Here is a 19,554-nt window from a genome sequence, read left to right as displayed (position 1 = left end):
CGTATACTCCTACGTTTTCGACGCCCGCCGAGCGAGGCCACTTTGGACAAGATCCTGATTCGTGGGGCCCGTACCCACAACCTGAAGAATATCGACCTGACCCTGCCACGGGACAAGCTGATCGTCATCACCGGCCTGTCCGGATCCGGCAAATCATCCCTGGCCTTCGACACGTTGTACGCCGAAGGCCAGCGACGCTATGTCGAATCGCTGTCGGCCTATGCCCGGCAGTTCCTGTCGATGATGGAAAAACCCGACGTCGACACCATCGAAGGCCTGTCGCCGGCCATTTCCATCGAACAGAAGTCGACCTCCCATAACCCCCGGTCGACGGTCGGCACCATCACCGAGATCTACGACTACCTGCGCCTGCTGTATGCGCGTGTCGGTATCCCCCGCTGCCCCGACCACGACATTCCCCTGGAAGCCCAGACCGTCAGCCAGATGGTCGACCTGGTGCTGGCCCAGCCCGAAGGCAGCAAGCTGATGCTGCTGGCCCCGGTGGTTCGCGAGCGCAAGGGCGAACACCTGATGGTGTTCGAAGAATTGCGCGCCCAGGGCTTCGTGCGAGCCCGGGTCAACGGCAAGCTGTGCGAGCTGGACGAACTGCCGAAGCTGGATAAACAGAAGAAGCACTCGATCGATGTGGTGGTCGACCGCTTCAAGGTCCGTGCCGACTTGCAGCAGCGGTTGGCCGAGTCCTTCGAGACCGCGCTGAAGCTGGCCGACGGCATTGCCCTGGTGGCGCCGATGGACGACGAGCCTGGCGAAGAGATCATTTTCTCCGCACGTTTCGCCTGCCCGATCTGCGGCCATGCCATCAGCGAGCTGGAACCCAAGCTGTTCTCTTTCAACAACCCGGCTGGCGCCTGCCCGACGTGCGACGGCCTGGGGGTCAAGCAGTTCTTCGACACCAAGCGCCTGGTCAACGGCGAGCTGACCCTGGCCGAAGGGGCGATTCGCGGCTGGGACAGGCGCAACGTCTATTATTTCCAGATGCTCGGGTCGCTGGCGGCCCACTACAAGTTCAGCCTGGACAAGCCGTTCAACGAGTTGCCCGCCGACCAGCAGAAATTCATCCTGCACGGCAGCGGCTCGCAGAATGTCGACTTCAAATACCTCAACGACCGCGGCGACATCGTCAAGCGCTCCCACCCGTTCGAAGGCATCGTGCCGAACCTGGAGCGACGCTACCGCGAGACCGAATCGGCCAGCGTGCGCGAAGAACTGGCCAAGTTCCTCAGCACCCAGCCCTGCCCTGACTGCCGAGGCACTCGCCTGCGACGCGAGGCGCGGCATGTGTGGGTCGGCGAGAAGACGCTGCCGGCGGTGACCAACCTGCCGATCGGCGACGCCACCGATTACTTCGGCGGCCTGAAGCTCACCGGTCGTCGTGGCGAGATCGCCGACAAGATCCTCAAGGAAATCCGCGAGCGCCTGCAGTTCCTGGTGAACGTCGGCCTGGACTACCTGACCCTCGATCGCAGCGCAGACACCTTGTCCGGCGGCGAAGCCCAGCGTATTCGCCTGGCAAGCCAGATCGGCGCCGGCCTGGTGGGGGTGATGTACATCCTCGACGAGCCGTCCATCGGCCTGCACCAACGGGACAACGACCGGTTGCTCGGGACCCTGAAGCACCTGCGGGACATCGGCAACACGGTGATTGTGGTCGAGCACGACGAGGACGCCATCCGCCTGGCGGACTACGTGGTGGACATCGGCCCGGGCGCGGGGGTCCACGGCGGGCATATCGTTGCCCAGGGCACCGCCGCCGAAGTCATGGCGCATCCTGACTCGCTGACGGGCAAATACCTGTCGGGCCGGGTGAAGATCAAGGTTCCGGCCAAACGCACGCCGCGCAACAAGAAGCTGTCGCTGACCCTCAAGGGCGCCCGTGGCAACAACCTGCGTAACGTCGACCTGGAAATCCCGATCGGCCTGCTGACCTGCGTGACCGGCGTATCCGGCTCCGGCAAGTCGACGCTGATCAACAACACCCTGTTTCCCCTCAGCGCCACGGCCCTGAACGGCGCCACCACCCTGGAAGCGGCCGCCCACGACAGCATCAAGGGCCTGGAGCACCTGGACAAGGTGGTCGACATCGACCAGAGCCCGATCGGCCGCACGCCGCGTTCCAACCCGGCGACCTACACCGGGTTGTTCACGCCGATCCGCGAGCTGTTCGCCGGCGTGCCGGAGTCCCGCTCCCGAGGCTACGGCCCGGGGCGCTTCTCGTTCAACGTCAAGGGCGGGCGCTGCGAGGCCTGCCAGGGCGATGGCCTGATCAAGGTGGAAATGCACTTCCTGCCCGACATCTACGTGCCGTGCGATGTGTGCAAGAGCAAGCGCTACAACCGCGAAACCCTGGAGATCAAGTACAAGGGCAAGAACATCCACGAAACCCTCGAGATGACCATCGAGGAAGCCCGGGCGTTCTTCGATGCGGTGCCGGCCCTGGCGCGCAAGCTCCAGACGCTGATGGATGTGGGCCTGTCATACATCAAGCTCGGGCAATCGGCCACGACCCTGTCCGGCGGTGAGGCCCAGCGGGTCAAGTTGTCCCGCGAACTGTCCAAGCGCGACACCGGCAAGACCCTGTATATCCTCGACGAGCCGACCACTGGCCTGCACTTCGCCGATATCCAGCAATTGCTCGACGTGCTGCATCGCCTTCGCGATCACGGCAACACCGTGGTGGTGATCGAACACAACCTGGACGTGATCAAGACGGCTGACTGGCTGGTGGACCTGGGGCCGGAAGGCGGTTCCAAGGGCGGCCAGATCATTGCCGTGGGCACGCCTGAACAAGTGGCCGAAATGAAGCAGTCCTACACCGGTTACTACCTCAAGCCGTTGCTGGAGCGTGACCGGGACTGATTTTACCCCGGGCACGAAAAAGCCCCTGTCATCTCATCGATGGCAGGGGCTTTTTGCTTTTCTTCTGTGGGAGCGATCAGAACTGTGATTGCAGGTAGTTTTCCAGGCCAATCAACTTGATCAGACCCAACTGCTTCTCGAGCCAGTAGGTATGGTCTTCTTCAGTGTCGTTGAGTTGGATACGCAGGATCTCGCGGGTCACATAGTCGTTGTGCTGCTCGCAGAGCTCGATGCCTTTGCACAGCGCGGCGCGGACTTTGTATTCCAGGCGCAGGTCAGCGGCCAACATATCGGGCACGGTGGTCCCGACATCCAAGTCATCCGGACGCATCCGTGGCGTGCCTTCGAGCATCAGGATCCGGCGCATCAATGCATCGGCGTGCTGGGCTTCTTCTTCCATCTCATGGTTGATACGTTCGTAGAGCTCGGTGAAACCCCAGTCCTCGTACATCCGCGAGTGGATGAAATATTGATCACGGGCTGCCAGTTCGCCTGTCAGCAACGTGTTGAGGTAATCGATTACATCTGGGTGACCTTGCATCGCCCTACATCTCCACAAGCTTTGAAGGCTCTAGTTTGAACCAACCTGACCGAGAGGTCACTCGTTCATCGCAATAAAAGCGAAGAAAATCCGAGAAAACCGGGCTAAATAACGCAAAAACCGCCCAAATGAGGGCGGTTCTGCTTCTCGTTTAGACTTAGTTAAGCTGTACGCCCAACGCCTTTGCGATACCTTCTCCATAAGCGGCGTCCGCCCTGAAGAAATGCTGGAGCTGACGGTCAACGACATCCGCCGATACACTGGCCATCGCGCCGGCGATATTGTTGATCAGCAACGCTTTCTGCTCATCGCTCATCAAACGGAACAACGCACCGGCGTGGCTGTAGTAGTCCGTGTCTTCGCGATGATCGTAACGATCCGCCGCGCCACTGAGGGCCAGGGCCGGCTCCGCATAACGCGGCGCCTGCTTCGGTGCCTCCACATAGCTGTTAGGCTCGTAGTTCGGTGCCGCCCCGCCATTGCTGCCAAATGCCATGGCACCGTCGCGCTGGTAAGTGTTGACCGGGCTACGTGGCGCATTCACCGGCAATTGCTGGTGATTGGTGCCCACACGGTAGCGGTGCGCATCGGCGTAGGCGAAGACACGACCCTGCAGCATGCGATCCGGCGAGAGACCAACCCCTGGCACCATGTTGCTCGGGCCAAACGCCGCCTGCTCGACTTCAGCGAAGTAATTCAGCGGGTTGCGGTTGAGCTCGAGCACACCCACTTCGATCAACGGAAACTCTTTCTGCGACCAGGTCTTGGTCACGTCGAACGGATTCTCGTAATGGGCCGCGGCCTGGGCCTCGCTCATGATCTGGATGCAGACACGCCATTTCGGGAAGTCACCGCGCTCAATGGCCTCGAACAGGTCGCGCTGGGCATAATCCGGGTCGGTACCCGCCAGGCGTGCCGCTTCTGCCGGCGCGAGGTTCTTGATGCCTTGCAGGGTCTTGTAGTGCCACTTCACCCAGTGCCGCTCACCCTGCGCGTTGATCAGGCTGTAGGTGTGGCTGCCGAAGCCGTGCATGTGGCGGTAGCCATCCGGAATGCCGCGGTCGGAAAACAGGATGGTGACCTGGTGCAGCGCCTCAGGCGAATGCGACCAGAAATCCCACATCGCCTGGGCACTTTTCAGGTTGCTTTGCGGTAGACGCTTCTGGGTGTGGATAAAATCCGGAAACTTCAACGGATCACGGATGAAGAAGACCGGCGTGTTGTTGCCAACGATGTCCCAGTTGCCTTCCTCGGTGTAGAACTTCAGGGCAAAACCCCGTGGATCGCGTTCAGTGTCGGCCGAACCACGCTCGCCACCCACAGTGGAGAACCGCAGGAAGGTGGGGGTCTGCTTGCCGATCGACTCGAACAACTTGGCGCTGGTGTACTGGGTGATGTCCTGGGTGACGGTAAAGGTGCCGTAGGCCCCCGACCCTTTGGCGTGCACGCGACGCTCGGGAATGTTCTCGCGGTTGAAGTGAGCAAGCTTTTCGATCAGGTGAAAATCGTCGAGCAGCAGCGGGCCGCGCGGGCCGGCGGAACGAGAGTTCTGGTTATCGGCGACAGGAGCGCCGCTGGCGGTCGTAAGCGTTTTGATCTGGCTCATGCTCAATCTTCCTAGGTCGGTCTTCAAACTGCCGGCTAATCGGCTGGAAAGGAGTATTGATCATGTTAGTGACAGTATCCAAATTCATTAAATTATGGACATCGATAGTCATTATCTAATGCTGAAGACTTGCCGATAGCCAAACCAGGCGGAAGGGTCCTGGCACTTTTCAGCAGGCAACAAAAAACCGGGCACAAGGCCCGGTTTTTCGTTTGTTGCCGACTTACTCAGCGGATACAGCTTCACCGCTGGTAGCACGATCAACCAACTCGACGTACGCCATAGGCGCGTTGTCGCCAGCGCGGAAACCGCACTTGAGGATGCGCAGGTAGCCACCCTCACGGGTAGCGTAACGCTTGCCCAGGTCGTTGAAGAGCTTACCAACGATAGCTTTCGAACGAGTACGGTCGAAAGCCAGACGGCGGTTAGCCAGGCTATCTGTCTTGGCCAGAGTGATCAGCGGCTCAGCAACGCGACGCAGTTCTTTGGCTTTCGGCAGTGTAGTTTTGATCAGCTCGTGCTCGAACAGCGACACCGCCATGTTTTGGAACATGGCCTTGCGGTGCGAGCTGGTGCGGCTCAGGTGACGACCACTTTTACGATGACGCATGGTTCATTCCTTACCAAACACAACGTTCGGTGATTACGACGATCAGGCAGTCGCCTTGTCGTCCTTCTTAAGACTTGCAGGCGGCCAGTTGTCGAGGCGCATGCCGAGGGAAAGACCGCGGGAGGCCAGAACGTCCTTGATTTCAGTCAAGGATTTCTTGCCAAGGTTCGGAGTCTTCAACAGCTCTACTTCGGTACGCTGAATCAGGTCGCCGATGTAGTAGATGTTTTCCGCCTTAAGGCAGTTAGCCGAACGTACAGTCAGTTCCAGATCGTCAACCGGGCGAAGCAGGATCGGATCGATCTCGTCTTCCTGCTCGACAACCACTGGCTCACTGTCACCCTTGAGGTCGACGAACGCAGCCAACTGCTGTTGCAGGATGGTTGCAGCACGGCGGATAGCCTCTTCAGGATCCAGGGTACCGTTGGTTTCCAGATCAATAACCAGCTTGTCCAGGTTGGTACGCTGTTCGACACGGGCGTTTTCCACCACGTATGCGATACGGCGAACTGGGCTGAACGAAGAGTCAAGCTGCAAGCGACCGATGCTGCGGCTTTCGTCTTCATCGCTCTGACGCGAGTCTGCCGGTTCATAACCACGACCACGAGCTACGGTGAGCTTCATGTTCAGGGCGCCGTTAGACGCCAGGTTAGCGATTACGTGATCGGGGTTAACGATCTCGACATCATGATCCAGCTGAATATCGGCAGCGGTAACCACCCCCGAACCCTTCTTCGACAAGGTCAGCGTAACTTCGTCACGACCGTGCAGCTTGATAGCCAGACCTTTCAGGTTCAACAGGATTTCAATTACGTCTTCCTGTACACCTTCGATGGCGCTGTACTCGTGGAGCACACCGTCAATCTCGGCCTCGACTACTGCACAGCCGGGCATTGAGGACAACAGGATGCGGCGCAGCGCGTTGCCCAGGGTGTGGCCGAAACCACGCTCGAGAGGCTCGAGTGTGATCTTGGCGCGGGTTGGACTGACAACCTGCACATCAATATGGCGGGGTGTCAGGAACTCATTTACCGAAATCTGCATGGATGCACCTATTTTCTAGCCCTTACTTGGAGTAGAGCTCGACAATCAGGCTTTCGTTGATGTCGGCGGACAGATCACTGCGAGCAGGAACGTTCTTGAAAACGCCCGACTTCTTCTCAGTGTCTACTTCTACCCATTCTACGCGGCCACGTTGGGCACACAGATCGAGAGCTTGGACAATGCGAAGTTGGTTCTTTGCTTTCTCGCGAACAGCAACCACGTCACCAGCACGAACCTGGTAGGACGGAACGTTTACGGTCTGACCGTTAACGCTGATCGACTTGTGCGATACCAGCTGACGGGATTCGGCACGAGTAGAACCGAAACCCATACGGTATACAACGTTGTCCAGACGGCATTCGAGCAGTTGCAACAGGTTTTCGCCGGTTGCGCCTTTCTTGCCAGCTGCTTCTTTGTAGTAGCCGCTGAATTGACGCTCGAGAACGCCGTAGATACGACGGACCTTCTGCTTTTCACGCAGTTGGGTGCCGTAATCGGACTGGCGACCGCGGCGTTGGCCGTGGATACCAGGTGCTGCTTCAATGTTGCACTTCGATTCGATCGCGCGCACGCCGCTCTTCAGAAAAAGATCGGTGCCTTCGCGACGAGCGAGTTTGCATTTTGGACCAATGTAACGAGCCATTCTTTACAATCTCCTGGATTACACGCGGCGCTTCTTCGGCGGACGGCACCCGTTGTGCGGGATTGGCGTCACGTCGGTGATGCTGGCGATCTTGTAGCCACAGCCGTTCAAAGCGCGGACTGCGGATTCACGACCTGGACCTGGACCCTTGACGTTGACGTCGAGGTTTTTCAGGCCGTATTCCAGCGCAGCTTGACCAGCACGCTCAGCAGCTACTTGAGCAGCGAACGGCGTGGACTTGCGGGAACCGCGGAAACCCGAACCACCGGAGGTAGCCCAGGAAAGAGCGTTACCTTGACGGTCGGTAATGGTCACGATGGTGTTGTTAAAAGAAGCATGGATGTGGGCGATGCCATCAACCACTGTCTTTTTAACTTTTTTACGAGGACGAGCAGCAGGTTTTGCCATGATTAAATTCCTGTCGATTCGCTGGGGCGATTACTTGCGGATCGGCTTACGCGGACCTTTACGGGTACGCGCGTTGGTCTTGGTACGCTGACCGCGTACTGGCAGACCACGACGATGACGCAGACCGCGATAGCAACCGAGGTCCATCAAGCGCTTGATTTTCATGTTGATTTCGCGACGCAGGTCACCTTCAGTGGTGAACTTCGCCACTTCGCCACGCAGCTGTTCAATCTGCTCGTCGCTCAGATCTTTGATCTTTGCCGCTGGGTTGACCCCAGTCACTGCACAAATTTTCTGTGCAGTAGTGCGACCAACACCATAGATGTAGGTCAGCGAGATAACAGTATGCTTGTTATCTGGAATGTTGACGCCTGCAATACGGGCCATTCAGTGGGACTCCAATTGACAGCTACCTACGCCCCGGAAGCCAAGAAATAGGGCGCGAGATAATATCGCTGTAATAACAAATAATCAACCCGGCAGCGCACTAGCTGCCGGGCTTAAAGCACAATCACACTCAGCCTTGGCGCTGTTTGTGACGCGGTTCCGCGCTGCAAATTACCCGAACAACACCTTCGCGGCGAATAATCTTGCAGTTGCGGCACAGCTTTTTCACCGATGCACGAACTTTCATCACCAACTCCTCGAACCTTATGGACGCTACTCAGCGCAACATGCCGCTGCCGTAGCCCTTCAGGTTGGCTTTCTTCATCAGGGATTCGTACTGGTGCGAAACGAGGTGCGATTGTACTTGGGACATGAAGTCCATCACAACCACGACCACGATCAGCAACGAGGTCCCGCCAAGGTAGAACGGTACGTTTGCCGCAACCACCAGGAACTGGGGCAACAGACAGACGGCCGTCATGTAAAGAGCACCGAACATGGTCAAGCGAGTCAGAACGCCATCAATGTAGCGCGCAGACTGCTCACCTGGACGGATACCCGGAATAAAGGCACCGGACTTCTTCAGGTTTTCCGCTACGTCTTTCGGATTGAACATCAACGCCGTATAGAAGAAGCAGAAGAAAATAATCCCTGCACTAAACAGCAGAATATTCAACGGCTGACCAGGAGCGATCGACTGCGAGATGTCCTGCAACCAGCCCATACCTTCAGACTGGCCGAACCAGGCACCCAACGAAGCCGGGAACAGCAGGATGCTGCTCGCGAAAATAGCCGGAATGACGCCGGCCATGTTCACCTTCAACGGCAAGTGGCTGGTCTGCGCAGCAAACACCTTGCGGCCCTGCTGACGCTTGGCGTAGTGAACAGCGATTCGCCGCTGACCACGCTCGATGAACACCACGAAACCGATAATCGCTACTGCCAGCAGACCGATGGCAACCAGGGCGAAAATGTTGATATCACCCTGACGCGCAGACTCGAAAGACTGCCCGATCGCTCTCGGAAGACCGGCGACGATACCTGCGAAGATCAACATCGAGATACCGTTGCCAACACCACGCTCAGTAATCTGCTCACCCAGCCACATCATGAACATCGCGCCCGCCACAAACGTGGTTACCGCAACGAAATGAAAGCTGAAGTCAGCAGTGAACGAAACGCCCTGCCCCGCCAGGCCAATGGACATGCCAATGGCCTGAACGAGAGCGAGGACGACAGTGCCGTAGCGGGTGTACTGGCTGATCTTGCGACGGCCAGCTTCACCTTCCTTCTTCAACTGCTCCAGCTGCGGGCTGACGGCGCTCATCAGCTGCATGATGATCGATGCCGAAATGTACGGCATGATCCCCAGTGCAAAGATGCTCATCCGCTCCAGCGCGCCGCCGGAAAACATGTTGAACAAGCTAAGAATGGTCCCCTCATTCTGTCGAAACAGGTCCGCGAGTCGGTCCGGGTTGATACCTGGAACCGGGATGTGTGCGCCTATTCGGTAGACGATAATCGCCAGGAACAGAAAACGCAGACGAGCCCAGAGTTCAGACATACCGCCTTTGCCGAGCGCAGAGAGAGCACCTTGCTTAGCCATTTATTCCTCGAACTTGCCGCCAGCTGCTTCGATAGCCGCACGCGCACCTTTGGTGGCGCCGATTCCCTTTCCGATGGTGACAGCACGAGCAACTTCGCCCGACAGCATGATTTTCACACGCTGTACGTTCTGGTTGATCACGTTGGCATCCTTCAGGGACTGCACGGTGACGATGTCGCCGTCCACTTTGGCCAGCTCGGACAGACGCACTTCTGCGCGGTCCATGGCTTTCAGGGAAACGAAACCGAACTTCGGCAGGCGACGATGCAGCGGCTGTTGACCGCCTTCAAAGCCTGGAGCAATGGTGCCACCGGAGCGGGAGGTCTGACCTTTGTGGCCACGGCCACCGGTCTTGCCCAAACCACTACCGATACCACGGCCCGGACGATGCTTTTCGCGACGGGAACCCGGCGCTGGACTCAGATCATTGAGTTTCATCGATTAACCCTCGACACGCAGCATGTAGTAAGCCTTGTTGATCATCCCGCGATTCTCGGGAGTATCCTGGACTTCTACAGTGTGACCGATGCGACGCAGACCCAGACCCTTAACGCACAGTTTGTGGTTAGGGATGCGGCCGGTCATGCTTTTGATCAGCGTTACTTTTACGGTAGCCATGATCAGAAGATCTCCTTGACGCTTTTGCCACGCTTGGCGGCAATGGATTCAGGAGACTGCATTGCTTTCAAACCCTTGAAAGTGGCGTGAACCACGTTTACCGGGTTAGTCGAGCCGTAGCACTTGGCCAGAACGTTCTGAACGCCAGCAACTTCGAGGACAGCACGCATAGCGCCGCCAGCGATGATACCGGTACCTTCAGAAGCAGGCTGCATGTACACCTTCGAAGCGCCATGGGCGGACTTCATTGCGTACTGCAGAGTGGTGCCGTTCAGATCAACCTGGATCATGTTGCGGCGAGCAGCTTCCATGGCCTTCTGGATCGCAGCAGGCACTTCACGCGACTTGCCACGGCCGAAGCCAACACGGCCCTTACCATCACCCACTACGGTCAACGCAGTGAAAGTGAAGATACGGCCGCCTTTAACGGTTTTGGCTACGCGGTTAACTTGAACCAGCTTCTCGATGTAGCCTTCGTCGCGCTTTTGGTCGTTATTTGACATAACTTAGAACTCCAGCCCAGCTTCACGAGCAGCATCAGCCAGCGCCTTGACGCGGCCGTGGTACTTGAAGCCAGAGCGGTCGAAAGCCACCTGCGAGACGCCAGCGGCTTTAGCACGCGTAGCGACCAGCTGGCCAACCTTAGTGGCCGCGTCGATGTTGCCAGTGGCGCCATCACGCAGTTCTTTATCCAAAGTCGAGGCACTTGCCAGGACTTTGTTGCCGTCGGCCGAAATGACCTGGGCGTAGATGTGCTGCGACGAGCGGAACACGCAGAGACGCACGACTTCGAGTTCGTGCATTTTCAGGCGTGCTTTGCGAGCGCGACGCAGTCGAGTAACTTTTTTGTCGGTCATTTGCTATGCCCTACTTCTTCTTGGCTTCTTTACGACGGACGACTTCGTCCGCGTAGCGCACACCTTTGCCTTTGTACGGCTCTGGTGGACGGAAGTCGCGGATCTCGGCGGCCACTTGACCTACCAGCTGCTTGTCGATGCCCTTGATCAGGATATCGGTCTGGCTAGGAGTCTCAGCGGTGATGCCTTCCGGCAGTTCATAATCCACTGGGTGCGAGAAGCCAAGAGCCAGGTTCAGCACTGTGCCTTTTGCTTGCGCCTTGTAACCAACACCGACCAGCTGGAGCTTGCGCTCGAAGCCTTGGCTTACGCCTTGGACCATGTTGTTTACCAACGCACGAGTGGTACCAGCCATTGCGCGAGTCTGTTGATCGCCATTGCGAGCAGCGAAACGCAGCTCACCAGCTTCTTCAACGATCTCAACGGACGAATGGATGTTCAGTTGCAGAGTGCCCTTGGCACCCTTCACCGAAAGCTGTTGGCCTGCGAATTTGACTTCGACACCGGCTGGCAGCTTAACGGGGTTCTTAGCGACGCGTGACATGCTTATCCCCCCTTAGAACACAGTGCAAAGAACTTCGCCGCCGACACCGGCAGCGCGCGCAGCACGATCTGTCATCACACCTTTGTTGGTGGAGACGATAGACACGCCCAGGCCGCCACGAACTTTTGGCAGATCCTCGACGGACTTGTACTGACGCAGGCCAGGACGGCTAACGCGCTTCACTTCCTCGATGACCGGACGGCCTTCGAAGTACTTCAGCTCGATGGACAGCAGAGGCTTGATTTCGCTGCTGATCTGATAACCCGCAATGTAACCTTCGTCCTTCAGGACTTTGGCAACAGCTACCTTCAACGTAGAAGATGGCATGCTTACGACGGACTTTTCAGCCATCTGGGCATTACGGATACGAGTTAGCATGTCCGCTAACGGGTCCTGCATACTCATGGGCTAGACGCTCCTAATACACAAAAAATTAGCCTTTCGGCTAGTACGTGTCGCCGAGCGCATCCGCGCAATAAAAACACGGGCTCAGGCGAGCCGGGTATTCTAGACACACCCCACAAATGAATCAAGCCCCAATAGGGGCTTGATTCAAGTTCAAGGTCACCGACGGTCAGGATCTTGCGACCCCGAACGCCGAGACTTTGACAGTGCTTACCAGCTGGCTTTAACCAGACCTGGAACGTCACCACGCATTGCAGCTTGACGCAGCATGTTACGACCGAGGCCGAACTTGCGGTACACGCCGTGCGGACGACCAGTCAGGCGGCAGCGGTTACGCATGCGCGAGGCGCTTGCGTCACGTGGCTGCTTCTGCAGGGCTACGGTAGCTTCCCAACGCGCTTCTGGACTTGCGTTCAGATCAACGATGATAGCTTTCAGCGCTGCACGCTTGGTGGCGTACTTGGCAACGGTGAGCTGACGCTTCAGCTCACGGTTCTTCATGCTCTTCTTGGCCATTTTCCTACTCCAATCAGTTGCGGAACGGGAATTTGAAAGCGCGCAGCAGTGCGCGACCTTCGTCATCCGTCCGAGCAGTGGTGGTCAGGGTAATGTCCAGACCGCGGAGAGCGTCGATCTTGTCGTAATCGATTTCCGGGAAAATGATCTGCTCTTTAACGCCCATGCTGTAGTTGCCACGACCATCGAAGGACTTGGCATTCAGGCCGCGGAAGTCGCGAACCCGAGGCAGGGAGATCGACAGCAGACGATCCAGGAACTCGTACATACGCTCACGGCGCAGGGTCACTTTGACGCCGATCGGCCAACCTTCACGGACTTTAAAGCCAGCGATGGATTTCCGAGCGTAAGTCACGACGACTTTCTGACCGGTGATCTTTTCCAGGTCAGCAACAGCGTGCTCGATGACTTTTTTGTCGCCGATCGCTTCGCCCAGACCCATGTTCAGGGTGATTTTGGTAACGCGCGGAACTTCCATCACGTTCGAAAGCTTAAGTTCTTCCTTAAGTTTCGGTGCGATTTCCTTCCGGTAAATCTCTTTTAGTCGTGCCATGGTCTTCTACCTAGCAGTGTTCAAGCATCAACCGCTTTTTGGGTCGACTTGAAGACACGAATTTTCTTACCGTCTTCTACTTTGAAACCAACGCGGTCAGCCTTGTTGGTTTCGCCGTTGAAAATGGCGACGTTGGAAGCGTGCAGTGGCGCTTCTTTCTCGACGATACCGCCCTGTACGCCCGACATCGGGTTAGGCTTGGTATGACGCTTGACCAGGTTCAGACCACCAACAACCAGACGGTTGTCAGCAAGAACCTTCAGCACCTTACCGCGCTTACCTTTGTCTTTGCCGGCGATCACGATGATCTCGTCGTCACGACGAATCTTTTGCATGTCGGATCTCCTTACAGCACTTCTGGGGCGAGCGAGACGATCTTCATGAACTTCTCAGTACGAAGTTCACGGGTCACTGGCCCAAAGATACGGGTGCCGATCGGCTCTTGCTTGTTGTTCAACAGAACAGCAGCGTTGCCATCAAAGCGGATGATGGAGCCGTCAGCACGACGAACGCCATGGCGAGTGCGGACTACGACAGCAGTCATCACTTGGCCTTTTTTCACCTTACCGCGAGGAATTGCTTCCTTGACGGTAACTTTGATGATGTCACCGATACCAGCGTAACGACGATGGGAGCCACCCAGCACCTTGATGCACATAACACGGCGAGCGCCGCTGTTATCGGCCACATCGAGCATGGATTGAGTCTGAATCATATAATTTCTCCGACCCCTAGCCCTTAGACTTCCACAGCGCGTTCGAGAACATCAACCAGCGCCCAAGACTTGGTCTTGGCCATCGGACGAGTTTCACGAATAGTGACTTTGTCGCCGATGTGGCACTGATTGGTTTCGTCGTGCGCGTGCAGCTTAGTCGAACGCTTAACGTATTTACCGTAGATCGGGTGCTTAACGCGACGCTCGATCAGAACGGTGATGGTTTTGTCCATCTTGTCGCTGACAACACGGCCAGTCAGCGTACGGACAGTTTTTTCGGCTTCAGCCATGATTACTTACCTGCCTGCTGGTTGAGCACAGTTTTCACGCGAGCGATATCACGCTTAACTTGCGAGAGCAGATGAGACTGCCCCAACTGGCCAGTTGCTTTCTGCATACGCAGATTGAACTGGTCGCGCAGCAGGCCGAGCAGTTGCTCGTTCAGCTGCTGTGCTGATTTTTCACGAAGTTCATTCGCTTTCATCACATCACCGTCCGTTTAACAAAGGCGGTGGCGAGCGGCAGCTTTGCAGCAGCCAGGGCAAAAGCCTCACGCGCCAGCTCTTCAGTTACACCCTCGATTTCATACAGGACTTTGCCTGGCTGAATCTGGGCAACCCAGTATTCGACGTTACCCTTACCTTTACCCATCCGAACTTCGAGTGGCTTCTTGGAAATAGGCTTGTCCGGGAATACACGGATCCAGATCTTGCCACCACGTTTTACGTGACGGGTCAGAGCACGACGCGCTGACTCGATCTGACGAGCGGTGAGACGACCACGAGCAACAGACTTCAGCGCGAACTCGCCGAAGCTGACTTTGCTACCGCGCAATGCCAGGCCACGGTTGTGACCGGTCATTTGCTTGCGGAACTTCGTACGCTTTGGTTGCAACATTTGGCGTACCCCTTACTTAGCAGCTTTTTTACGAGGCGCTGGTGCTTGTGGCTTCAGTTCTTCTTGGCGACCACCAATTACTTCGCCTTTGAAGATCCAAACCTTTACACCGATCACACCGTAGGTGGTGTGAGCTTCGTAGTTGGCATAGTCGATGTCGGCACGCAGGGTGTGCAGTGGCACACGACCTTCGCGATACCATTCAGTACGTGCGATTTCAGCACCGCCGAGACGACCGCTCACTTGGATTTTGATGCCTTTGGCACCAATGCGCATGGCGTTCTGTACAGCGCGCTTCATAGCGCGACGGAACATTACGCGACGCTCCAGCTGCTGAGCTACGCTCTGCGCAACCAGCATACCGTCGAGCTCCGGCTTGCGGATCTCTTCGATATTGATGTGCACAGGCACACCCATTTGCTTGGTCAGGTCCTGACGCAGTTTCTCAACATCTTCACCTTTCTTCCCGATAACGATACCTGGACGAGCGGTGTGGATGGTGATACGTGCAGTCTGCGCCGGACGATGGATATCGATACGGCTTACGGACGCGCTTTTTAGTTTGTCTTGGAGATACTCACGCACCTTCAGATCAGCGAACAAGTAGTCCGCATAAGTCCGACCGTCTGCGTACCAGACGGAGGTGTGCTCCTTGACGATTCCCAGGCGAATGCCAATGGGATGTACTTTCTGACCCATCTCTTCGACTCCGTTACTTGTCAGCAACCTTGACAGTGATATGGCAAGACCGCTTGACGATGCGATCAGCACGGCCTTTGGCACGTGGCATGATGCGCTTCAGCGAACGCCCTTCGTTGACGAAAACGGTGCTGACCTTCAGGTCATCAACGTCTGCGCCTTCGTTATGCTCGGCGTTGGCTACGGCCGACTCCAGCACTTTCTTCATGATCTCGGCGGCTTTCTTACTGCTGAAAGCCAACAGGTTGAGCGCTTCGCCCACCTTCTTCCCGCGGATCTGGTCGGCGACCAAGCGGGCTTTCTGGGCGGAGATTCGAGCGCCCGACAACTTAGCGGCTACTTCCATTTCCTTACCCCTTAACGCTTGGCTTTCTTGTCAGCCACGTGCCCACGGTATGTGCGGGTACCGGCGAACTCGCCCAGTTTGTGGCCGACCATGTCTTCGTTCACGAGAACTGGGACGTGCTGGCGACCGTTGTGTACTGCGATGGTCAGACCGACCATTTGTGGCAGGATCATCGAACGACGCGACCAGGTCTTAACTGGTTTGCGATCGTTCTTTTCCGCCGCCACTTCGATCTTCTTCAGTAGGTGAAGATCAATAAAAGGACCTTTTTTCAGAGAACGTGGCACTGTCGTATCCCTCTATTTACTTGCGACGACGGACGATCATTTTGTCGGTACGCTTATTACCACGAGTCTTCGCGCCCTTAGTCGGGAAGCCCCATGGCGATACCGGATGACGACCACCAGAGGTACGACCTTCACCACCACCATGTGGGTGGTCAACCGGGTTCATGGCAACACCACGAACGGTTGGGCGAACGCCACGCCAGCGCTTGGCACCAGCTTTACCCAACGAACGCAGGCTGTGCTCGGAGTTCGAGACTTCGCCCAGGGTCGCACGGCATTCAGCCAGTACTTTACGCATCTCACCAGAACGCAGACGCAGGGTCACGTAGACACCTTCACGAGCGATCAGCTGAGCCGAAGCACCAGCGGAACGAGCGATCTGTGCGCCTTTACCTGGCTTCAATTCGATGCCGTGTACGGTGCTACCAACTGGAATGTTACGCAGTTGCAGAGCGTTGCCCGGCTTGATCGGTGCCAGGGCACCTGCGATCAGCTGGTCGCCAGCACTCACGCCTTTAGGGGCGATGATGTAGCGACGCTCGCCATCTGCGTACAGCAGCAGAGCGATGTGAGCAGTACGGTTTGGATCGTATTCGATACGCTCGACGGTGGCAGCGATGCCATCCTTGTCGTTGCGACGGAAGTCGACCAGACGATAATGCTGCTTATGACCACCACCGATGTGACGAGTGGTAATACGGCCATTGTTGTTACGACCACCAGACTTCGATTTTTTCTCGAGCAGCGGTGCGTGAGGAGCGCCTTTATGCAGCTCCTGGTTGACCACCTTGACCACAAAACGGCGGCCAGGGGAAGTCGGTTTGCATTTAACGATTGCCATGATGCACCCCTTCCTTACTCAGCACTGCTGCTGAAATCGAGATCTTGGCCTGGCTGAAGGGAGATAACTGCCTTCTTCCAGTCATTACGCTTGCCCAGACCGCGAGCAGTGCGCTTGCTTTTACCCAGAACGTTCAGGGTAGTCACGCGCTCTACTTTCACGCTGAACAGGCTTTCGACGGCCTTCTTGATTTCCAGCTTGGTTGCGTCGGTAGCAACCTTGAAAACGAACTGGCCTTTCTTGTCTGCCAGAACCGTAGCCTTCTCGGAAACGTGCGGGCCAAGCAGAACTTTAAATACGCGTTCCTGGTTCATCCCAGCAGCTCCTCGAATTTCTTCACGGCCGACACGGTGATCAACACCTTGTCGTATGCGATCAGACTGACCGGATCGGAACCCTGCACGTCACGAACGTCGACGTGTGGCAGGTTGCGAGCAGCCAGGTACAGGTTCTGATCAACAGCGTCAGACACGATCAGGACGTCAGTCAGGCCCATGCCGTTCAGCTTGTTCAGCAGATCTTTGGTTTTCGGTGCTTCAACAGCGAAGTCCTGAACCACGACCAGACGATCAGTACGCACCAGCTCAGCAAGGATGGAACGCATTGCTGCGCGATACATCTTCTTGTTCAGCTTCTGGGAGTGATCCTGAGGACGAGCTGCGAAAGTGGTACCGCCGCCACGCCAGATTGGGCTACGGATAGTACCGGCACGAGCACGGCCAGTACCTTTCTGACGCCATGGGCGCTTGCCGCCACCGGAAACGTCGGAACGGGTCTTTTGCTGCTTGCTACCTTGACGGCCGCCGGCCATGTAGGCCACGACTGCTTGGTGAACCAGCGTCTCGTTGAATTCGCCGCCAAATGTCAGTTCGGAAACTTCGATCGCTTGAGCGTCATTTACATTTAATTGCATGTCAGCTTCCCCTTAACCGCGAGCCTTGGCTGCTGGACGTACAACCAAGTTGCCGCCAGTAGCGCCAGGAACAGCGCCCTTGACCAACAACAGATTGCGTTCAGCGTCCACGCGCACTACTTCGAGGGACTGCACGGTCACGCGCTCAGCGCCCATATGACCGGACATTTTTTTGCCCTTGAATACACGACCAGGAGTCTGGCACTGGCCGATAGAGCCTGGAACGCGGTGGGATACGGAGTTACCGTGGGTGTTATCTTGCCCGCGGAAGTTCCAACGCTTGATCGTACCCTGGAAGCCTTTACCCTTGGACTGACCGGTTACATCAACCAGTTGGCCAGCGGCGAAGATTTCAGCGTTGATCAGATCGCCGGCCTGGTACTCGCCTTCTTCAAGGCGGAATTCCATTACGGTACGACCAGCGGCAACGTTCGCCTTGGCGAAGTGGCCAGCCTGAGCTGCTGTTACACGCGAAGCACGACGCTCGCCGACAGTGACTTGCACTGCACGATAGCCATCGGTCTCTTCAGTTTTGAACTGGGTGACGCGATTCGGCTCGATCTCAATGACCGTGACCGGAATGGAGACACCTTCTTCGGTGAAAATACGGGTCATACCGCATTTACGACCGACTACACCAATAGTCATGTTGTAAACCTCATGAGTGTACGGGGCTTTCACCCGCTATGGCCGCCCATTTCAGAGCGTTACACGACTAAGACCGAGTCTTAGCCGAGGCTGATCTGCACTTCCACACCGGCCGCAAGATCGAGCTTCATAAGAGCATCAACGGTTTTATCCGTTGGCTGGACGATGTCCAGAACGCGCTTATGAGTACGGATCTCGTACTGGTCACGCGCGTCTTTGTTGACGTGCGGGGAGACCAGAACGGTGAACCGCTCTTTACGGGTAGGCAGTGGAATTGGACCACGCACTTGAGCACCAGTACGTTTCGCGGTTTCCACGATTTCCTGGGTGGATTGGTCGATCAGGCGATGGTCAAAAGCCTTCAACCTGATACGGATTTGCTGATTTTGCATTGGATTTCAGACTCCGGCTGCTATTCCCACCGGGCGCAATACGCCCGTTAAAAGGAGGCGCAATTCTATAGACGCCCCTGGTAGGTGTCAACCCAATAAAAAAGCCCCCGCTAAGCGGGGGCTTTTCAACTCATCAAGTCGACTCTAAAAGAGACTTACTCGATGACTTTGGCTACGACGCCAGCGCCGACGGTACGACCGCCTTCACGGATAGCGAAACGCAGGCCGTCTTCCATCGCGATGGTCTTGATCAGGGTAACAGTCATCTGAATGTTGTCACCTGGCATTACCATTTCAACGCCTTCTGGCAGCTCGCAGTTACCAGTCACGTCAGTTGTACGGAAGTAGAACTGTGGACGGTAGCCTTTGAAGAACGGAGTGTGACGGCCGCCTTCTTCCTTGCTCAGAACGTAAACTTCCGCGGTGAACTTGGTGTGCGGCTTGACGGTGCCTGGCTTGACCAGAACCTGGCCACGCTCAACGTCGTCACGCTTGGTGCCGCGCAGCAGTACGCCGCAGTTCTCGCCAGCACGACCTTCGTCGAGCAGCTTGCGGAACATTTCAACGCCGGTGCAGGTAGTTTTCTGAGTGTCGCGCAGAC

32 protein-coding genes are annotated in these 19,554 nt (G+C 56.7%); 1 reads left to right on the top strand and 31 read right to left on the bottom strand.

Annotated elements, in window-relative coordinates; genetic code table 11:
- Nucleotides 1-42 precede the first annotated feature (42 nt).
- The gene (uvrA, locus tag BLQ55_RS25760; RefSeq protein ID WP_092204459.1) at nucleotides 43-2,877 is read left to right on the top strand and encodes an excinuclease ABC subunit UvrA; all 2,835 of its coding nucleotides are present in this window, start codon (nucleotides 43-45) and stop codon (nucleotides 2,875-2,877) included.
- A gap of 76 nt (nucleotides 2,878-2,953) precedes the next feature.
- Here the strand turns inward: uvrA and bfr are convergent, their stop codons facing one another.
- From bfr to BLQ55_RS25605, 31 genes are all read right to left on the bottom strand, one after another.
- Entirely contained in the window at nucleotides 2,954-3,418 is a 465-nt protein-coding gene (bfr, locus tag BLQ55_RS25755) for a bacterioferritin (RefSeq protein ID WP_003186005.1), read from the bottom strand.
- A gap of 157 nt (nucleotides 3,419-3,575) precedes the next feature.
- The gene (locus tag BLQ55_RS25750; RefSeq protein WP_092204458.1) at nucleotides 3,576-5,024 is read right to left on the bottom strand and encodes a catalase; all 1,449 of its coding nucleotides are present in this window, start codon (nucleotides 5,022-5,024) and stop codon (nucleotides 3,576-3,578) included.
- A 223-nt stretch (nucleotides 5,025-5,247) separates the two neighbouring features.
- Nucleotides 5,248-5,634, bottom strand: coding sequence for a 50S ribosomal protein L17 (gene rplQ / locus BLQ55_RS25745; protein ID WP_003186009.1), 387 nt, complete (start codon nucleotides 5,632-5,634; stop codon nucleotides 5,248-5,250).
- 42 nt (nucleotides 5,635-5,676) lie between these two features.
- Nucleotides 5,677-6,678 (bottom strand): DNA-directed RNA polymerase subunit alpha, encoded by a 1,002-nt coding sequence (gene rpoA, locus BLQ55_RS25740; protein WP_003186012.1) that lies wholly within the window; start codon nucleotides 6,676-6,678, stop codon nucleotides 5,677-5,679.
- A gap of 22 nt (nucleotides 6,679-6,700) precedes the next feature.
- Nucleotides 6,701-7,321: a 30S ribosomal protein S4 gene (gene rpsD / locus BLQ55_RS25735; RefSeq protein WP_003176404.1), complete on the bottom strand. Its 621-nt coding sequence runs from the start codon at nucleotides 7,319-7,321 to the stop codon at nucleotides 6,701-6,703.
- Nucleotides 7,322-7,339: 18 nt separating this feature from the next.
- A complete protein-coding gene (gene rpsK / locus BLQ55_RS25730) occupies nucleotides 7,340-7,729 on the bottom strand; it encodes a 30S ribosomal protein S11 (protein ID WP_002555466.1) in 390 nt (129 codons plus the stop codon).
- 30 nt (nucleotides 7,730-7,759) lie between these two features.
- Nucleotides 7,760-8,116, bottom strand: a complete 357-nt coding sequence (gene rpsM / locus BLQ55_RS25725; RefSeq protein WP_003186020.1) for a 30S ribosomal protein S13 — start codon at nucleotides 8,114-8,116, stop codon at nucleotides 7,760-7,762.
- A gap of 130 nt (nucleotides 8,117-8,246) precedes the next feature.
- Entirely contained in the window at nucleotides 8,247-8,363 is a 117-nt protein-coding gene (gene rpmJ, locus BLQ55_RS25720; protein WP_002555468.1) for a 50S ribosomal protein L36, read from the bottom strand.
- A 30-nt stretch (nucleotides 8,364-8,393) separates the two neighbouring features.
- Nucleotides 8,394-9,722, bottom strand: a complete 1,329-nt coding sequence (gene secY, locus BLQ55_RS25715; RefSeq protein WP_003186029.1) for a preprotein translocase subunit SecY — start codon at nucleotides 9,720-9,722, stop codon at nucleotides 8,394-8,396.
- On the bottom strand, nucleotides 9,723-10,160 hold the full coding sequence (gene rplO, locus BLQ55_RS25710; protein ID WP_003186032.1) for a 50S ribosomal protein L15: 438 nt from the start codon (nucleotides 10,158-10,160) through the stop codon (nucleotides 9,723-9,725). It lies immediately after the preceding gene.
- Between the two features lie 3 nt (nucleotides 10,161-10,163).
- Nucleotides 10,164-10,340 carry a 50S ribosomal protein L30 gene (gene rpmD / locus BLQ55_RS25705; protein ID WP_003176408.1) on the bottom strand — a complete coding sequence of 59 codons (177 nt, stop codon included), beginning with the start codon at nucleotides 10,338-10,340 and terminating at the stop codon, nucleotides 10,164-10,166.
- Nucleotides 10,341-10,342: 2 nt separating this feature from the next.
- Nucleotides 10,343-10,843 (bottom strand): 30S ribosomal protein S5, encoded by a 501-nt coding sequence (gene rpsE, locus BLQ55_RS25700; protein ID WP_003186035.1) that lies wholly within the window; start codon nucleotides 10,841-10,843, stop codon nucleotides 10,343-10,345.
- A 3-nt stretch (nucleotides 10,844-10,846) separates the two neighbouring features.
- Nucleotides 10,847-11,197 (bottom strand): 50S ribosomal protein L18, encoded by a 351-nt coding sequence (gene rplR, locus BLQ55_RS25695; protein WP_003186037.1) that lies wholly within the window; start codon nucleotides 11,195-11,197, stop codon nucleotides 10,847-10,849.
- Nucleotides 11,198-11,207: 10 nt separating this feature from the next.
- On the bottom strand, nucleotides 11,208-11,741 hold the full coding sequence (gene rplF / locus BLQ55_RS25690) for a 50S ribosomal protein L6 (RefSeq protein WP_003186039.1): 534 nt from the start codon (nucleotides 11,739-11,741) through the stop codon (nucleotides 11,208-11,210).
- Nucleotides 11,742-11,753: 12 nt separating this feature from the next.
- Nucleotides 11,754-12,146 carry a 30S ribosomal protein S8 gene (rpsH, locus tag BLQ55_RS25685; RefSeq protein WP_017848802.1) on the bottom strand — a complete coding sequence of 131 codons (393 nt, stop codon included), beginning with the start codon at nucleotides 12,144-12,146 and terminating at the stop codon, nucleotides 11,754-11,756.
- Nucleotides 12,147-12,356: 210 nt separating this feature from the next.
- Entirely contained in the window at nucleotides 12,357-12,662 is a 306-nt protein-coding gene (gene rpsN, locus BLQ55_RS25680) for a 30S ribosomal protein S14 (protein WP_003186042.1), read from the bottom strand.
- A 13-nt stretch (nucleotides 12,663-12,675) separates the two neighbouring features.
- Entirely contained in the window at nucleotides 12,676-13,215 is a 540-nt protein-coding gene (rplE, locus tag BLQ55_RS25675; protein ID WP_003186044.1) for a 50S ribosomal protein L5, read from the bottom strand.
- 20 nt (nucleotides 13,216-13,235) lie between these two features.
- On the bottom strand, nucleotides 13,236-13,550 hold the full coding sequence (rplX, locus tag BLQ55_RS25670; protein WP_003186046.1) for a 50S ribosomal protein L24: 315 nt from the start codon (nucleotides 13,548-13,550) through the stop codon (nucleotides 13,236-13,238).
- Between the two features lie 11 nt (nucleotides 13,551-13,561).
- Nucleotides 13,562-13,930 carry a 50S ribosomal protein L14 gene (gene rplN / locus BLQ55_RS25665; protein WP_002555479.1) on the bottom strand — a complete coding sequence of 123 codons (369 nt, stop codon included), beginning with the start codon at nucleotides 13,928-13,930 and terminating at the stop codon, nucleotides 13,562-13,564.
- Nucleotides 13,931-13,953: 23 nt separating this feature from the next.
- Entirely contained in the window at nucleotides 13,954-14,220 is a 267-nt protein-coding gene (rpsQ, locus tag BLQ55_RS25660) for a 30S ribosomal protein S17 (RefSeq protein WP_003194644.1), read from the bottom strand.
- Nucleotides 14,221-14,222: 2 nt separating this feature from the next.
- Nucleotides 14,223-14,414, bottom strand: a complete 192-nt coding sequence (gene rpmC, locus BLQ55_RS25655) for a 50S ribosomal protein L29 (RefSeq protein WP_002555481.1) — start codon at nucleotides 14,412-14,414, stop codon at nucleotides 14,223-14,225.
- Complete coding sequence (gene rplP / locus BLQ55_RS25650) at nucleotides 14,414-14,827, bottom strand: 50S ribosomal protein L16 (protein WP_025215754.1); 414 nt, start codon at nucleotides 14,825-14,827, stop codon at nucleotides 14,414-14,416. Before rplP ends, rpmC begins: the two co-directional genes overlap by 1 nt.
- A gap of 12 nt (nucleotides 14,828-14,839) precedes the next feature.
- Nucleotides 14,840-15,526, bottom strand: a complete 687-nt coding sequence (gene rpsC / locus BLQ55_RS25645) for a 30S ribosomal protein S3 (protein WP_003176422.1) — start codon at nucleotides 15,524-15,526, stop codon at nucleotides 14,840-14,842.
- Nucleotides 15,527-15,539: 13 nt separating this feature from the next.
- Nucleotides 15,540-15,872, bottom strand: coding sequence for a 50S ribosomal protein L22 (gene rplV, locus BLQ55_RS25640; RefSeq protein WP_003103908.1), 333 nt, complete (start codon nucleotides 15,870-15,872; stop codon nucleotides 15,540-15,542).
- An 11-nt stretch (nucleotides 15,873-15,883) separates the two neighbouring features.
- Complete coding sequence (gene rpsS, locus BLQ55_RS25635) at nucleotides 15,884-16,159, bottom strand: 30S ribosomal protein S19 (RefSeq protein WP_002555486.1); 276 nt, start codon at nucleotides 16,157-16,159, stop codon at nucleotides 15,884-15,886.
- A gap of 16 nt (nucleotides 16,160-16,175) precedes the next feature.
- A complete protein-coding gene (gene rplB / locus BLQ55_RS25630) occupies nucleotides 16,176-17,000 on the bottom strand; it encodes a 50S ribosomal protein L2 (RefSeq protein WP_003186055.1) in 825 nt (274 codons plus the stop codon).
- Nucleotides 17,001-17,014: 14 nt separating this feature from the next.
- Nucleotides 17,015-17,314 (bottom strand): 50S ribosomal protein L23, encoded by a 300-nt coding sequence (gene rplW / locus BLQ55_RS25625; RefSeq protein WP_002555488.1) that lies wholly within the window; start codon nucleotides 17,312-17,314, stop codon nucleotides 17,015-17,017.
- The gene (gene rplD / locus BLQ55_RS25620) at nucleotides 17,311-17,913 is read right to left on the bottom strand and encodes a 50S ribosomal protein L4 (RefSeq protein WP_003186057.1); all 603 of its coding nucleotides are present in this window, start codon (nucleotides 17,911-17,913) and stop codon (nucleotides 17,311-17,313) included. The genes rplW and rplD overlap by 4 nt, the downstream gene beginning before the upstream one ends.
- 12 nt (nucleotides 17,914-17,925) lie before the next feature.
- Nucleotides 17,926-18,561: a 50S ribosomal protein L3 gene (rplC, locus tag BLQ55_RS25615; RefSeq protein ID WP_003186059.1), complete on the bottom strand. Its 636-nt coding sequence runs from the start codon at nucleotides 18,559-18,561 to the stop codon at nucleotides 17,926-17,928.
- Between the two features lie 80 nt (nucleotides 18,562-18,641).
- Nucleotides 18,642-18,953, bottom strand: coding sequence for a 30S ribosomal protein S10 (rpsJ, locus tag BLQ55_RS25610; protein WP_003186070.1), 312 nt, complete (start codon nucleotides 18,951-18,953; stop codon nucleotides 18,642-18,644).
- Between the two features lie 155 nt (nucleotides 18,954-19,108).
- A partial coding sequence (locus BLQ55_RS25605; RefSeq protein WP_092259402.1) for an EF-Tu C-terminal domain-related protein occupies nucleotides 19,109-19,554 on the bottom strand: 446 nt, incomplete at its 5' end.

It is taken from the genome of Pseudomonas sp. NFACC13-1 (genome assembly GCF_900104425.1).
GTDB classification, from domain to species: domain Bacteria; phylum Pseudomonadota; class Gammaproteobacteria; order Pseudomonadales; family Pseudomonadaceae; genus Aquipseudomonas; species Aquipseudomonas fluorescens_AA.
This window is presented reverse-complemented; position numbering and strand designations above follow the sequence as displayed.

Excerpts from the sequence above, each read along its gene's own strand:
- bfr (WP_003186005.1), bottom strand. The coding sequence starts at position 3,418 with ATGCAAGGTCACCCAGATGTAATCGATTACCTCAACACGTTGCTGACA.
- BLQ55_RS25750 (WP_092204458.1), bottom strand. The coding sequence starts at position 5,024 with ATGAGCCAGATCAAAACGCTTACGACCGCCAGCGGCGCTCCTGTCGCC.
- rplQ (WP_003186009.1), bottom strand. The coding sequence starts at position 5,634 with ATGCGTCATCGTAAAAGTGGTCGTCACCTGAGCCGCACCAGCTCGCAC.
- rpoA (WP_003186012.1), bottom strand. The coding sequence starts at position 6,678 with ATGCAGATTTCGGTAAATGAGTTCCTGACACCCCGCCATATTGATGTG.
- rpsD (WP_003176404.1), bottom strand. The coding sequence starts at position 7,321 with ATGGCTCGTTACATTGGTCCAAAATGCAAACTCGCTCGTCGCGAAGGC.
- rpsK (WP_002555466.1), bottom strand. The coding sequence starts at position 7,729 with ATGGCAAAACCTGCTGCTCGTCCTCGTAAAAAAGTTAAAAAGACAGTG.
- rpsM (WP_003186020.1), bottom strand. The coding sequence starts at position 8,116 with ATGGCCCGTATTGCAGGCGTCAACATTCCAGATAACAAGCATACTGTT.
- rpmJ (WP_002555468.1), bottom strand. The coding sequence starts at position 8,363 with ATGAAAGTTCGTGCATCGGTGAAAAAGCTGTGCCGCAACTGCAAGATT.
- secY (WP_003186029.1), bottom strand. The coding sequence starts at position 9,722 with ATGGCTAAGCAAGGTGCTCTCTCTGCGCTCGGCAAAGGCGGTATGTCT.
- rplO (WP_003186032.1), bottom strand. The coding sequence starts at position 10,160 with ATGAAACTCAATGATCTGAGTCCAGCGCCGGGTTCCCGTCGCGAAAAG.
- rpmD (WP_003176408.1), bottom strand. The coding sequence starts at position 10,340 with ATGGCTACCGTAAAAGTAACGCTGATCAAAAGCATGACCGGCCGCATC.
- rpsE (WP_003186035.1), bottom strand. The coding sequence starts at position 10,843 with ATGTCAAATAACGACCAAAAGCGCGACGAAGGCTACATCGAGAAGCTG.
- rplR (WP_003186037.1), bottom strand. The coding sequence starts at position 11,197 with ATGACCGACAAAAAAGTTACTCGACTGCGTCGCGCTCGCAAAGCACGC.
- rplF (WP_003186039.1), bottom strand. The coding sequence starts at position 11,741 with ATGTCACGCGTCGCTAAGAACCCCGTTAAGCTGCCAGCCGGTGTCGAA.
- rpsH (WP_017848802.1), bottom strand. The coding sequence starts at position 12,146 with ATGAGTATGCAGGACCCGTTAGCGGACATGCTAACTCGTATCCGTAAT.
- rpsN (WP_003186042.1), bottom strand. The coding sequence starts at position 12,662 with ATGGCCAAGAAGAGCATGAAGAACCGTGAGCTGAAGCGTCAGCTCACC.
- rplE (WP_003186044.1), bottom strand. The coding sequence starts at position 13,215 with ATGGCACGACTAAAAGAGATTTACCGGAAGGAAATCGCACCGAAACTT.
- rplX (WP_003186046.1), bottom strand. The coding sequence starts at position 13,550 with ATGCAAAAGATTCGTCGTGACGACGAGATCATCGTGATCGCCGGCAAA.
- rplN (WP_002555479.1), bottom strand. The coding sequence starts at position 13,930 with ATGATTCAGACTCAATCCATGCTCGATGTGGCCGATAACAGCGGCGCT.
- rpsQ (WP_003194644.1), bottom strand. The coding sequence starts at position 14,220 with ATGGCTGAAGCCGAAAAAACTGTCCGTACGCTGACTGGCCGTGTTGTC.
- rpmC (WP_002555481.1), bottom strand. The coding sequence starts at position 14,414 with ATGAAAGCGAATGAACTTCGTGAAAAATCAGCACAGCAGCTGAACGAG.
- rplP (WP_025215754.1), bottom strand. The coding sequence starts at position 14,827 with ATGTTGCAACCAAAGCGTACGAAGTTCCGCAAGCAAATGACCGGTCAC.
- rpsC (WP_003176422.1), bottom strand. The coding sequence starts at position 15,526 with ATGGGTCAGAAAGTACATCCCATTGGCATTCGCCTGGGAATCGTCAAG.
- rplV (WP_003103908.1), bottom strand. The coding sequence starts at position 15,872 with ATGGAAGTAGCCGCTAAGTTGTCGGGCGCTCGAATCTCCGCCCAGAAA.
- rplB (WP_003186055.1), bottom strand. The coding sequence starts at position 17,000 with ATGGCAATCGTTAAATGCAAACCGACTTCCCCTGGCCGCCGTTTTGTG.
- rplW (WP_002555488.1), bottom strand. The coding sequence starts at position 17,314 with ATGAACCAGGAACGCGTATTTAAAGTTCTGCTTGGCCCGCACGTTTCC.
- rplD (WP_003186057.1), bottom strand. The coding sequence starts at position 17,913 with ATGCAATTAAATGTAAATGACGCTCAAGCGATCGAAGTTTCCGAACTG.
- rplC (WP_003186059.1), bottom strand. The coding sequence starts at position 18,561 with ATGACTATTGGTGTAGTCGGTCGTAAATGCGGTATGACCCGTATTTTC.
- rpsJ (WP_003186070.1), bottom strand. The coding sequence starts at position 18,953 with ATGCAAAATCAGCAAATCCGTATCAGGTTGAAGGCTTTTGACCATCGC.